Source organism: Microbacterium sp. 69-7, assembly GCF_001897985.1.
Lineage (GTDB): Bacteria > Actinomycetota > Actinomycetes > Actinomycetales > Microbacteriaceae > Microbacterium > Microbacterium laevaniformans.
The window spans coordinates 1-13,006 of record NZ_MKRU01000041.1 but is presented as its reverse complement, the minus strand read 5'-3'; the positions used below and the strand labels follow the sequence as shown (position 1 = coordinate 13,006).

Annotated in this window: 12 protein-coding genes and 1 riboswitch; of the genes, 10 read left to right on the top strand and 2 right to left on the bottom strand. The window is 69.2% G+C overall.

From position 1 onward, the window contains the following. Positions 1-115: 115 nt before the first annotated feature. A complete protein-coding gene (locus BGN98_RS04040; protein ID WP_288119729.1) occupies positions 116-406 on the bottom strand; it encodes a helix-turn-helix domain-containing protein in 291 nt (96 codons plus the stop codon). Between the two features lie 198 nt (positions 407-604). Here BGN98_RS04040 and BGN98_RS04035 point away from each other — a divergent pair, with 198 nt between their 5' ends. From BGN98_RS04035 to BGN98_RS04000, 8 genes are all read left to right on the top strand, one after another. Beyond that, entirely contained in the window at positions 605-1,183 is a 579-nt protein-coding gene (locus BGN98_RS04035) for a DUF6668 family protein (RefSeq protein ID WP_288119727.1), read from the top strand. Next, on the top strand, positions 1,180-1,482 hold the full coding sequence (locus BGN98_RS04030; RefSeq protein WP_288119726.1) for a hypothetical protein: 303 nt from the start codon (positions 1,180-1,182) through the stop codon (positions 1,480-1,482). Before BGN98_RS04035 ends, BGN98_RS04030 begins: the two co-directional genes overlap by 4 nt. Positions 1,483-1,496: 14 nt before the next feature. Continuing rightward, a complete protein-coding gene (locus BGN98_RS04025; RefSeq protein WP_288119725.1) occupies positions 1,497-2,237 on the top strand; it encodes a DUF8175 domain-containg protein in 741 nt (246 codons plus the stop codon). A gap of 87 nt (positions 2,238-2,324) precedes the next feature. Next, positions 2,325-3,848 (top strand): TrbL/VirB6 family protein, encoded by a 1,524-nt coding sequence (locus BGN98_RS04020; RefSeq protein ID WP_288119723.1) that lies wholly within the window; start codon positions 2,325-2,327, stop codon positions 3,846-3,848. Next, positions 3,835-5,346, top strand: a complete 1,512-nt coding sequence (locus BGN98_RS04015) for an SCO6880 family protein (RefSeq protein ID WP_288119721.1) — start codon at positions 3,835-3,837, stop codon at positions 5,344-5,346. The genes BGN98_RS04020 and BGN98_RS04015 overlap by 14 nt, the downstream gene beginning before the upstream one ends. A gap of 50 nt (positions 5,347-5,396) precedes the next feature. Continuing rightward, the gene (locus tag BGN98_RS04010; RefSeq protein ID WP_502687808.1) at positions 5,397-6,932 is read left to right on the top strand and encodes a putative type IV secretion/conjugal transfer ATPase; all 1,536 of its coding nucleotides are present in this window, start codon (positions 5,397-5,399) and stop codon (positions 6,930-6,932) included. Further along, on the top strand, positions 6,929-8,722 hold the full coding sequence (locus BGN98_RS04005) for a TraM recognition domain-containing protein (protein WP_288119720.1): 1,794 nt from the start codon (positions 6,929-6,931) through the stop codon (positions 8,720-8,722). Before BGN98_RS04010 ends, BGN98_RS04005 begins: the two co-directional genes overlap by 4 nt. Then, on the top strand, positions 8,719-9,183 hold the full coding sequence (locus BGN98_RS04000) for a DUF4913 domain-containing protein (protein ID WP_288119718.1): 465 nt from the start codon (positions 8,719-8,721) through the stop codon (positions 9,181-9,183). The genes BGN98_RS04005 and BGN98_RS04000 overlap by 4 nt, the downstream gene beginning before the upstream one ends. 400 nt (positions 9,184-9,583) lie before the next feature. Here the strand turns inward: BGN98_RS04000 and BGN98_RS03995 are convergent, their stop codons facing one another. Continuing rightward, a complete protein-coding gene (locus tag BGN98_RS03995) occupies positions 9,584-9,952 on the bottom strand; it encodes a hypothetical protein (protein WP_288119716.1) in 369 nt (122 codons plus the stop codon). Positions 9,953-10,167: 215 nt separating this feature from the next. Then, a riboswitch (M-box (ykoK) riboswitch) is annotated at positions 10,168-10,336 on the top strand. Positions 10,337-10,575: 239 nt separating this feature from the next. Here BGN98_RS03995 and BGN98_RS03990 point away from each other — a divergent pair. Both BGN98_RS03990 and BGN98_RS03985 read left to right on the top strand, forming a co-directional pair. Next, positions 10,576-12,213, top strand: coding sequence for an NRAMP family divalent metal transporter (locus BGN98_RS03990; protein WP_288119714.1), 1,638 nt, complete (start codon positions 10,576-10,578; stop codon positions 12,211-12,213). A 46-nt stretch (positions 12,214-12,259) separates the two neighbouring features. Further along, positions 12,260-13,006: magnesium transporter MgtE N-terminal domain-containing protein (locus BGN98_RS03985; RefSeq protein ID WP_502687807.1), on the top strand; the 747-nt coding region annotated here is incomplete at its 3' end.

The following is a 13,006-nucleotide window of genomic DNA, read 5'->3' as shown; positions in this document are numbered from 1 at the left end:
GGGCGTAGGGCTCGCTGTGGGGGTCGGTTCGCTCTGGCCTGTGCAGCCGGCGAGGACGATCGTGCTCGCCGTGGCGATCGTTGCCACGGCGAGTCCCAGCGTGCGCTTGCGCATGTCAGCTCTCCTTGCTCTCCTCGGTGTGCGTCGAGACGGCTCGCGGCCGCTGCGCGTTCGCTCCCGTCGCCATCGTCGCCTTCAGCTCGTCGCGCAGGACGCGCCACGTTGTCCCGAGCTTGTAGCCCGGAATCACGCCGTCTCGGAGCCACGCATAGACGTTCGTGCGCGTCACGTTCAGTACCTCCGCGACGTCTTCAACGCTGAGCACGTCGGGACGGCCAGCGAACAGCGCGTCAAGCGCCTGTTCCCTCTCACCGCTCACAGGGAGCACCCAAAGTTCCGGTCGCATGCATCCATCATGCAACGATCGACTAGAAACGGCAAGGATCGACTATATTCGGGCACATTCGACAACATCTTGCATCCTTTCACTATCCGTACGTAGGATGGCCTCGTTAGAGGCGCATCCTCATTATCGAGTGCAAGGGAGTGTGTCGTGAGTGACGGCATGAATCCGTGGATATCGCGGCCGACAGCACCGGAGCCGGTGTCGTCCGTCCCGAGCGCGGCTCCGCCCGCCCAGGCGACGGGGCCGCTGGTCCCTCAGCGTGGGGTGCCGGCGCCGGATCGCGTCGACCAGCTTCCGATCTACGACCGTCCGCAGGAGGCGCCGCTGTGGTGGCTCGGCACACACGGCGGAGCCGGTGAGTCCACGCTGGCCGCACTCGTACCCGCGTGGCTCGGTGCCGATCACGGGTGGCCGCGGCCGCCGCAGGGGCCGGCGCGCGTGGTGCTGGTGGCCCGCACCAACGCGCACGGTCTGCGCGCGGCGCAGGCCGCCGCCACGCAGTGGGCTGCCGGCCTGGTGCCGCACGTCGAGGTCGTCGGCCTCGTATTGATGGCGGACGCGCCTGGACGGCTCCCCAAGCCGCTGCGCGACCTGGCTCAGGTCGTCGGCGGCGGCGTGCCGCGCGTGTGGACCGTCCCCTGGATCGAATCTCTCCGACTGGGAGAATCGCTCACTCTTGCAGACCTCCCGCGGGATGCCCGTCGACTCGTCGACGAGCTGGCCGCTCTCCTCACACCTGGTGCGTCGAGCACCGCCAACCGAAAGGAACTCCGATGAGCACGCTTCACACGATCCTCACCGCGGCGAACGACTTCGTCGCGCTGGTCCCGATGGACATTCCGAACCCGGAGCCGGTTCAGCCTCCGGGCACGAACGGCTTCGTGACGATCATGGGCTGGGTCAAGTGGGTGGCCCTCGCGGTCTGCGTCATCGGCATCATCGTGGCCGGTGCCCTTATGGCCATCAACTCGCGTCGCGGTGAGGGCGGCGAGCACGCCGGCCGGATCGGCTTCGCGCTCGGTGGCGTCATCGTCATCTCGGCCGCGGCGAGCCTCGTCGGCTTCCTCGTCTCCTGATCGGAGGGAACGACATGGCCTCCGAGGACAACGAGAAGCAGAGCCCCTTCACGCGCCCCGGCTTCATCGCTGCGGCCGGCGTGGTCGCGCTGATCGTGGTCTGCGCGATCATCCTCGTCATCGTGAACCTGTCTCGGGGCAACCCCGAGCCGGGGCCGACGTCGACGAGCGAGCCCAGCTCGACCACGGCGCCGTCGACCCCGGCGGCCTCCGGTGACGAGAGCGTGTGCGGCCTCGGAGGCGTCGAGCTGTCGGGCAGCGTGACGACCGCCCCCGCTGCGACGTGGAAGTACGAGGGGACGACGGGCTATCCGACGTCGCCCACCTACGGACCGGGCAAGACCGACCCGGCAGGCTTCCGATATTGCTTCCAGCACTCACCAACCGGCGCGCTATTCATGGCTGCTAACGCTGTCGCTCTCGGCTCTGATGAGAGCGTCAAGACCGCATGGGGCGCGTACGTACTGGGTAACGGAAAGTTCCGCGATCAGCTTCTCGCACAGAAGCCCTCGAACAACACGGCGGCCGGAACCAGAATCCAGATCAGCGGATTCCGGGTTCTCAGCTACGACGGTAAGTCCGCCTCCGTTGACCTCGCGCTGACCTACTCGTCGGCAACAGGGACCCTCACCGTCAGCGGGGTCTACTCGCTCGTGTGGCAAGACGGCGACTGGAAGCTGAGTGCGGACACCATGACACCCCTCGACGTCGCACCGATTCCGAACGTCGCGGGCTACACCCCCTGGGGGGAGTGAACGATGGCAGATTGCGGCTTCCCACCCGACCCGATGTGCCTCGCGGGAAACGTTGCGTCGAGCGCGCTCGGGAACGCGATCGACAACATGGCGAAGGCTGTCCAGGAGGCCTTCGGGAAGGTAGTCGCGTCGCTCGGCACGATCTGGGTGAACATCGGCACCCCGAACCTCACGGGGTCGGGTGGCGATTCATCCCTCGCGGCCGGCAGCTCGGCGCCGAACTCGGGGAACATCACGACTGTGCTCGGCTACGCGACGTGGATCGCGCTGGCGATCTGCATCGTTTCGATCGTGATCCTCGGCGCGATCATCGCGACTCGGATGCGAGCTGGTGATGGCATTGCCGCAGTCGGTCGTGTGGGCCTGGTTCTCGCCGCGGCGGTGTTCATCTCGGGCGCGAGTGCGATCGTGACAGGCCTGATGCCGAGCGGGCCGACAGGTGCCGGCGGCGCTGTGGCCTTTCTGCAATCGGGCCTCTGGTGGTACATGGGCGCGGCCGCGGTCATATCGGTCATCATCGGCGCCGGCCGGATGGCGTGGGAACAGCGCGCCGAGCCCGGCCGGGAGACGATCAAGAGCCTGCTGACCCTTGTTGTAGTCGCGGGCGCTGGCGTGACGATCGTGGGGCTGCTGGTCGCCGCGGCCGACAGCTTCTCGGTATGGATCATCAACTCGTCGCTGGACTGCGACGTGACCGCGGACGGGTCGACGTGCTTCGGCACGAACATGCTGAACCTGCTCGCGTTGACGACGAATCCGGCGGCCGGCGGGCTCGGCTCGCTGCTCATCATCATCCTGGGCATCATCGCGATCCTGGCGTCCGCGTTCCAGATCGTGCTCATGGTCGCCCGCGGGGGCATGCTCGTCATTCTGACGGGCATCCTTCCGCTGTCGGCGTCGTTCACGAACACGGAGATGGGCAAGGGCTGGTTCCGCAAGAACGTCGGCTGGCTGGTCGCGTTCATCCTCTACAAGCCCGCCGCCGCGCTCGTCTACGCCGCGGCGTTCCGGCTCGTCGGCACCGACATCTTCAAGGACGACGGGACGGGCCTGCTGGCGGTGCTCACCGGCATCATGCTCATGATCATCGCCCTGTTCGCGATGCCGGCGCTGATGCGCTTCGTGACGCCGATGGTGGGTGCGATGGCCGGGGGCGCCGGGGGCGCTCTCGCGGTCGGCGCGATGGCGGCTCTGCCGTCTGGGGCCGTGGCGATGGGTCGCCTCGGCACGGGCGGCGGCTCGGGGTCGTCCGGTAGCGACGGCTCGTCGGGCTCGCAGGGGCCGACAGGGAACTCCGGTGGAGGCGGCGGGTCTACGACCTCGGCCGCGCAGAACGCCGGATCGCAGAGCGGCGCGGGAGCGGGGAGCGGCGCCGCGGCCAGCGGTGGAGCTGCGGCCGGCGGCGGCGCTGCTGCGGGTGGTGCGGCCGCGGGCGGTGCGGCCGCGGGTGGTGGTGCCGCGGCTGCGGGAGCGGCGGGCGGCCCGATCGGGCTCGCCGCGGGCGCCGCCCTCGAAGCGGGCAAGAAGGCAGGCCAGGCCGCCGCGGGTGCGGCGCGTGGCCTCGGAGAGCAATCGACAGGTGAGGGAGGCGGTCCTGATGGCAGCCGTTGACACAACCAATCGTGGGCCTCGGACCTACGGAAACTGGCGCAAGCCGACGTCGCCGGGCATCCTCGGCCTCGGTTCGGTCGGCACAGGCCTGCTGCTCGCGTCGCTCGTGGTGCTCGTCATCACGGTCATGGTGGCCGGCCTCTTGCAGGCCGTGATCCTCGCCGCGGTGCTGGGGATCGTGCTGCTGGCCGTGCTGACCAAGGACGCGCACGGCAAGAACGTGCTCAGCCGTGGCGGGGCGCGCATGGCGTGGTGGTCCGCGAAGTCGCGCGGGTCGAACATCTACCGGTCTGGTCCTCTCGGCCGGTCGCTGTGGGGCACGTACCAGCTCCCCGGTCTGGCGGCGCCGACGCGGCTGAGCGAGCACACGGACTCCTACGGACGCCCGTTCGCGCTGCTGTACACGCCCGCCACGGGCTCGTACAGCATCGTCATCGGCACTGAGCCCGATGGGGCCGCGCTCGTCGACCAGGAACAGATCGACGTGTGGGTGGCCGACTGGGGCCACTGGCTCGCGAACCTGGGCGACGAGCCCGGCATCGAGGCCGCCTCGGTCACGATCGAGACGGCTCCCGACTCGGGGACGCGGCTGCGGCGGGAGGTTCTGATGAACCTCGACGCCGAGGCTCCCGCGTTCGCTCAGGGGATGCTGCAAGAGGTCGTCGACCGCTACCCGGCGGGCTCGTCGACCGTGAAGGCGTTCGTCGCGATCACGTTCTCGGCGGTGAATCGGCAGGGCGGCAAGCGGCGCCAGCCGGACGAGATGGGCCGCGAGCTCGCGGCGCGTCTGCCCGGTCTGACGGCGAGCTTGCAGGCGACCGGGGCGGGTGCTGCGCGGCCTCTGTCCGCGCAGGAGCTGTGCGAGGCGATCCGTATCGCCTACGACCCGGCGGCCGCGCAGCTCATCGACGAGGCGCACGCTGCCGGCGAGACGCCCGAGCTGAGCTGGACCGACGTCGGCCCGTCCGCCGCTCAGGCGTCCTGGAGCGGCTACCGGCACGATTCCGCGTACTCGTGCACGTGGGCGATGACGCAGGCGCCGCGCGGAAACGTCCAGTCGGGCGTGCTCGCGCGTCTCCTGGCTCCGCATCGCGACATTGCGCGCAAGCGCGTGACGCTGCTGTACCGCCCCGTCGACGCGGCCAAGGCTGCGGCGATCGTCGAGGCCGATCTGCGAGCTGCGGAGTTCCGCATGACGGCCAGCAGCAAGCCTGCGGCGCGCGACAGTCTCGCTGTGCGCGCGGCCGCGGCCACCGCGGCGGAGGAGGCCAGCGGCGCCGGCCTGGTGCAGTTCGGGATGCTCGTCACGGCGACGGTCGCGGACCTCGACCGTGCGCCGGATGCGCGCGCGGCGATCGACAACCTCGCGGCCACGGCGCGGCTGAGAGTGCGGCCCGTCTACGGGTCGCAGGATTCCGCGTTTGCCGCGGCGCTGCCGCTGGGCCTGGTGCTCCCGAAGCACATCAAGATTCCGGCCGAGCTGAGGGACAAGCTGTGAGCGCCCCGGAGCTGCGCCGCACCGCGAAGGCCGAGCGTCGGGCCAAGCGCATGCAGAAGGTCGCCACCAAAGCCGAGAAGCCGAAGGAGCTGCGCCCTCAGCGCCCGCCGATGCGCGGGTGGCTGGGGCGCGGCCGCGGCTCGTCGAACTACGTTCAGGCGGCCGACGAGTGGCGCGGGACCACCGTGCAGGTGTGCGGCATGTGGCCGTTCGCGATCGGCACCGGGACGCCGATGGTCGGCGTCCCGCTGGGCCGTCATATCCACACCGGGGCGACGCTGTGCTGCGATCCCCTCTCGTGGTTCCAGCGCGCGAAGCTCATCAGCAACCCGTCCGCGTTCGTGCTCGGCAAGCCCGGACTCGGCAAGTCGACGATCGTCCGGCGGATGGCCCTCGGCCTCGCCGGCTACGGCGTCATGCCGCTGGTGCTCGGTGACTTGAAGCCGGACTACGTAGACCTCATCGAGGCCCTCGGCGGCCAGGTCATCACCCTCGGCCGTGGCCGCGGGTATCTGAACGTGCTGGACCCTGGCGAGGCGACGGAGGCCGCTGCGCGGCTGCGCGAGGCCGGCTTCGAGAAGGAGGCCACTCAGGTGCTCGCGGACGCTCACGGCCGCCGGCACACGATGGTGTCGGCTCTGCTGACGATCCTCCGCTCGGCGCCGCCCACCGACCGGGAGGAGACGATCATCGACCGCGCCTTGAAGTGGCTCGATGACAACTTCGACGGCGTGCCCGTGCTCGGTGATCTGCTCCGCGTCATCCAGGAGGGGCCGGCCGAGGTCCGCGCCGTGGCGCTGGACCGTGGCAACGATGAGCGTTACCAGTCGATCACCGAGGGCCTGGAAGCGAGCCTCATCGGCCTGGTCGGCGGCGGGCGTCTCGGGGAGACGTTCGCTCGGCAGACCACGAACCCGATGCGCCGCGACGCGCCCGTGGTCTACGACGTCTCCGCGATCGATGACTCCGAGATGGACTTGCAGGCGGCGACCCTGCTTGCCTGCTGGTCCGCCGGCTTCGGCACCGTCAACGTGGCGAACGCTCTCGCGGATGCCGGCCTCGAACCCCGTCGCCACTACTTCGTCGTCCTGGACGAGCTGTGGCGGGCGCTGCGCGCCGGCCGGGGCATGGTCGATCGCGTCGACGCGCTCACTCGCCTGAACCGGCAGCGCGGCGTCGGCATGGCGATGATTTCGCACACCATGAGCGACCTGCTGGCTCTCCCCACCGAGGAGGACCGGATGAAGGCGCGCGGCTTCGTCGAGCGCTCGGGCATGGTCATCTGCGGGGGCCTGCCGTCCGCGGAGATGCCTCAGCTCAGCGCCGCGGTGCCGTTCTCGCAGGCCGAGCAAGAGATGTTGATCGGCTGGCAGGACCCGCCCGCGTGGGACCCGTCGACGGGCCGGGAGGCCGAGCCCCCCGGCCGCGGCAAGTTCCTCGTGAAGGTCGGCGGCCGGCCCGGTATCCCGGTGAACGTGCAGCTGACCTCCGTGGAGCTGTCGATCAACGACACCAACAAGCTCTGGCACGAACAGTCGCGCGTCGGCCGCCGGCATCTGCGCGCCGTCGAGGAGGTACAGGGATGAGCACGCCGAACAACCGCCGCCGCGATCCGGGCGGCATGGGTGGCGAGGCCATCCTGCTTTGGGTCGGCATCATCGCCGTGGTGGTGCTCGTCGGCGCCGTCTACGGATCGGTCCGGCTCGGCCACGCGATCGCGGGCGACGGCGCCGAACTGCCGTCCGACCCGTTCGCGCTCGTGTTCGGCGTGTTCAGCGGCAACGTGAGCTGGCCCGCCGCGTCGTGGTGGGTGCTCGGCGGCATCCTCGCCGTCGCGATCGCGCTCGGTGTCCTGGTGGCGGTGTGGTTGCACCGCACCCGTCAGCGCCGCTCTCGCGTCGACCGGGCGGCCGCGTACATGGGCCGCGGTCGCGACGTCGCGGAGATGAGCCGTAAGAGCGCCCAGGAGAAGGCTCAGCGCCTCGGTGTGACCTCCTCGGCTGGTGTACCCATCGGCCGCACGGTCGCCGGTTCACAGCCGCTCTACGGCTCGTGGGAGGACATGCACGTGGACATCTGGGGGCCACGTACCGGCAAGACGACCTCGCGGGCGGTGCCGGCGATCATGGATGCGCCGGGCGCGGTCCTCGTGACGTCGAACAAGCGCGACGTCGTGGACGCGACCCGCGACCCGCGCGCGGCCAAGGGGCCGGTGTGGGTGTTCGATCCGCAGGCGATCGCGAACGAGGAGCCCACCTGGTGGTGGAACCCGCTCTCGTACGTCACTGACGAGGTTCGCGCGGCCAAGCTGGCTGAGCACTTCGCGGCCGGCTCGCGCGATCCGGGCGCCAAGACGGATGCGTACTTCGACTCGGCCGGCCAAGACCTCCTGGCCGGCCTTCTGCTCGCCGCGGCGCTGGACAACCGCCCGATCACCGACGTGTACACGTGGCTGACGCGCCCGGCCGACGACACGGCGGTAGATATCCTTCGCCGGCATGAGTTCACGCTGACCGCCGATCAGGTGGCCGGCGTCGTCGACGCTCCCGATAAGCAGCGCGGCGGTGTGTTCGGCGCGGCCCAGCAGATGGCCTCGTGCCTCACCAACCGTCAGGTCGCGGCGTGGGTGACGCCCCTGCGCGGCCAGGTCGACAGCCGGCTCCAGTTCAGCCCGGAGGTGTTCGTGCGCGACGGCGGGACGCTCTACAGCCTGTCGAAGGAGGGCCGCGGCACGGCCGGCCCGCTCGTGACGGCGCTGACCGTCGCCGTTGTCGAGGCCGCCGAGGAGCTGGCCGCCCGGTCGGCCGGTGGCCGTCTCAGCACGCCGATGCTCGGGGTGCTCGACGAGGCCGCGAACGTGTGCCGGTGGCGTGAGCTGCCGAACCTCTACAGCCACTACGGCTCCCGCGGGATCGTGCTCATGACGATCTTGCAGAGCTGGTCGCAGGGCGTCGAGGTCTGGGGCGAGTCGGGCATGAAGAAGCTGTGGAGCGCATCGAACGTCAAGGTCTACGGCGGTGGCGTCTCCGAAGCGGCGTTCCTCGACGATCTGTCGAGGATCATCGGTGACTACGACCGGCTGTCCACGTCGACGTCGTACGGCCGCGGACAGCGCACCGTCTCCCAGCAGAACCACCGTGAGCGGATCATGGACGTGGCAGAGCTGGCAGCGATGCCGAAGGGCCGCGCCGTCGTGCTCGCGTCCGGCTCACGTCCGACGCTGATCCGCACTCAGCCGTGGATGACGTCGGCGTACGCCGACGACGTGCGCGCGTCGATCGCGGCGCACGATCCGCAGGCGCAGCGGACGATCCGTGAGGCTCAGGAGGAGCTTGCGACCGTCGAGGCCACGATCGGAGCGGAGGGCGCGTCATGAGCGATTGGGGCGACGACGAGCTGGACCCGGCCGAGGCCGATCCGATCCCCGTCGACCAGGCCTCGGGCGAGGTCGTCGACGAGGAGCCGGCGGCGGAGCCGAGCCTCTACTACGGCTCGGTCGACGAGTTCGTGCGCGAGTACCTGCGCAACGTCTACAAGCGCAAGATCGACGGCAAGTCTCGCGTGTGGGCGGCGCGTTGGTGGGAGTACGACGAGGCGGTGATCCGCCTCGAAGCGCTCTGGCGGGCGTGGGAGTTCCTGCGCCGCGATCCGGCCACGGGGATGAGCGTCTGGTGGCGTGACCACGCCGACCATCACATGGGCGTCCTGATGGACCCGCAGGGGCCGTTCGCGGCCGCGGACGCGATGGCCACCGATAACCAGAGCGGGAAGGGCGAGCCGCTGCCGTACGCGGCTCCCCCCGAGGGCCTGTTTCCCGACGTGCGGCTGGCGGAGTGAGCCGCCGCCCGTCGGGCGCCGCCTGGGTCGCGGGTGCCGCGGCCGCCGTCGCGATCGCGGCCGCGGGCGTATCCGCCTACTTCGCCGCCAGACGATTGGCTTTGTCAACCCCATTTGGCCCAGCGCGGTCGGTCTGATCTGGCCCAAGCCAGCCGTGGCGTGGGTGCGGCGAGCCGTTCAAAGGTGAAGAGGGGGCTCCGGGCCAGTTCGCTCGTGGAGGTGGGGGCCGATCGTCCCGATGGCGTTACTTCTCGGCGTGGATCATCGCGCCGAGCATGATTACGCTGGTCCGCTGGATCCCCCAGCTCGCATCGCCGCAAGGCGTAGACGCAGCCGATCCGGGCGTCGGCATCCACACCTCTCAGCGTCGTCGTGTGTGTGGCAACGTCTTCCTGACGATTCACGAGCGTCCGCCGTTCCAGAGGCCGCTGGACCACCCGAGGGCGATGATGACATGTCCGAGGGCCACGACGATGACGTTCCTGCGGTATGCGCCGGTCCAGGCGAGCAACTGGCCGGCCAGCCGCACGGCTTGCGCCGAGGCGGGCATGTGCGTCAGCATGTACCGGCCACGGCGGGTCCTGCGCAGCCAGGTCAGGTCGCGCCGCATCAGTATCGTCGATGCGATCACAGGGGGCACGAGGCCTGCGGCCAGCGCGGCGGGCACTCGACGCTGCCAGAGCAGGGCGGTGGATGCTACATCGGCCGTCAGGTCTGTGGAGAGCTTGGCCGGATGCACCTGGTGCAGCAGGGCCGCCTCACGGTTCACCTCACCATTCTCCCGCCGCCTCGCCGTCCATCGCAGGCTCCGTTCACGAGCGGATCGGATCGATCTTTCGGAGCGCGCCGAGATGCTGCCGGCCGGCGACTCACGAAGACGCGTACGCGGCCCGCTAGCGCGATACTCTTCCCAGAATTTCGGCGCACCGGATTGGGGTATCTGGCGTCGACGGGTGCCGTATGGGTCCTATACTCGCTTTGTTAGGCGCTGATCGTTAGCTGAGGCTCCTTCATGAACACATGCCAGCGACCCCAAACGTCGAGAGACGCTCCGGGTCAGGACAGGCTTCCCCGGCTTAAGGGGTCGCCCCGATTGGCTCCCGGTTTCCGGGTGACGTCATGAAGTGCCAAAGGTCTTACGTGGATAGGTGAAGTCGACATCGACGAACCCGCAGGCGCGAGGTCACGACCTGGGAGGTGAGCGATGAGCGATCACGATAGTTGGGCGTTCCGCACGCCCCCCTTCGCCATCTAGGCGCCCGTTCCGGCTGCCTGGGCGGGTCTTGACCTGCCCGTCTTTACCTGTGCCTCTCGCGCGGTCGTGCTTTGTGTGACCGCACCCGGGGCTCCGCTTCCATGCCCACCCGACCCGGGGTGAGAAAGCGATGCATCATGACGTCCACCAACACTCCACCGACGCAGCAGCACGCGGTGCTCGACTCCGCTCACGTCGGCAACATCGAGGGCGCGTTCGGCACCATCCAGCTCGATGACAATGCGCCTCGCACGAAACTGTCCGCGAAGCTGCGCACCCTTGTGGCGATCGTCGGCCCGGGCCTGATCGTGATGGTCGGGGACAACGACGCCGGTGCGTTCGGCACGTACACCCAGGCGGGGCAGAACTACGGCACGTCGCTGCTGTGGGTGCTGCTGCTGCTGGTTCCCGTGCTGTATGTGAACCAGGAGATGGTGCTGCGCCTGGGCGCGGTGACCGGGGTCGGGCACGCTCGGCTGATCTTGGAGCGGTTCGGGAAGTTCTGGGGGGCGTTCAGCGTCATCGACCTGTTCATCCTGAACGCGCTGACGATCATCGCCGAGTTCATTGGCATCAGCCTCGGCCTGAGCTATCTGGGTCTTCCCGAGGTGCCCGGCGTGATCATCTCCGCGGTCGTGATCATCGGTGCGGTCAGCACCGGCTCGTTCCGGCGGTTCGAGCGGCTGTGCATGTTCCTCATCTTCGGGTCGCTCATCCTCGTCCCGCTCGCGTTCATGGCCCACCCCTCCGCGGCGGAGGTCGCGCGCGGGTTCATCCCCGGGTTCCCGCCGGGCGCGGAGCTGTCCACGGTGATGCTGCTGATCATCGGCATCGTCGGCACCACGGTCGCGCCGTGGCAGCTGTTCTTCCAGCAGTCCTACATCATCGACAAGCGGATCACCCCGCGGTTCATGAACTACGAGAAGGCCGATCTGTGGATCGGCATCGTCATCGTCATCGTGGGTGCGACGATCCTCATCGCGGTGCCCGCCGCGGTGTTCGCCGGGACCCCGGAGTTCGGGAACTTCACCGACGCCGGCGGGGTCGCGGCAGGCATCGGGAAGTACGTGGGCCGGATCGCCGGCATCCTGTTCGCGATCGCGCTGATCGACGCATCCATCATCGGGACCGCCGCGGTCGGCCTGTCCACCTCGTACGCGCTCGGCGACACGCTGGGCCTGAAGCACTCGCTGCACCGCAAGGTGTCCGACGCGAAGGGCTTCTACGCCGCGTTCGCCGGGCTGCTGCTCATCTCCGCGATCATCGTGATCATCCCGGGCAGCCCCCTCGGGCTGATCACGGTCGGGGTGCAGGTGCTCGCCGGGGTGCTGCTGCCCTCGGCCACGGTGTTCCTGCTGCTGCTGTGCAACGACAAGGAGGTGCTCGGCCCGTGGGTGAACGGGCGGTGGCTGAACATCTTCACCTCCGCGGTGATCGCGGTGCTCGTGATCCTGTCGCTGGTGCTGACCGCGAGTGTCATCTTCCCTGACATCACGAGCACTCAGATCATCCTGATCCTCGCGATCGGCGGCGGGCTGGCGCTGCTCACGGGCCTCGTTTTCGGTGCCATCCGACTCCGACACCCCGCCCCGAAAGACCCGGATGCGGTTCCGCGCAGTGAACGTTCGACGTGGCGGATGCCTCCCATCGCCCTGCTGAAGGCGCCGAAGCTGTCCACGGGCCGCCGGCTCGGGCTGAGCGTGCTGCGGATCTACCTGCTGATCGCGATGATCCTCGTCATCGTCCGCGTCATCCAGCTCGCCCTGGGGCACTGACCCCTCCGGTCTTGAAGAAACGGTAAGACAGATGAACGATGCAATCATGACCACCACCCGTCCCCGCCGGTACCTGTCCGAGATGCTGCGGCAGCCGATCCAGGACGCGAAGGGCAACCAGATCGGCGTGCTCGCCGACGTGATCGTCCGCCTCGGCCCCGAGGGATACCCCACCGTCACCGGCCTTGTCGCCCGGGTCGGGTCGAACGCGTTCTTCGTGCCGGCCGCGAACATCGACGCCATCGACGAGGACCGGATCGTGCTCGGCAGCCCGACCCTGGACGTACGGCCGTTCGAGCGCCGCGAAGGGGAGGTCCTCCTGAAGGAAGCGGTCCTCGGGCACCGGCTCATCGACGTCGAGAACGCGAGGCTCGTCCGCGCGTACGACGTCACGATCGACGACATCCCCGGCGGGTGGGTCGCCACCGGCCTGGACGTCCACGCCCGCCCCTGGTACTCGCGTAAGAGCCACGACACCCACACCTTCCGGGACTGGAAGTCGTTCGAAGCCCTCATCGGCCACGAACAGTCCGCCGCGGCCCGCTCCCGCTTCAAGAGACTGCGCGGGCTGCGCCCCGCGCAGATCGCCGACCTCATCGAGGATGCCTCTGCGCAGGAGCGCGACGACCTGTTCGAGCACCTCCACACCGCCCCCGAACTGGAAGCGGATGTCATCGAAGAGCTCGACGACAACGCCCAGGCCCAGATCCTCAAAGCCCGCGACACCGCCGACATCGCCGCCGTGCTCAGCCGTATGCACGCCGACGACGTCGTCGACGCGATCCTCGACCTG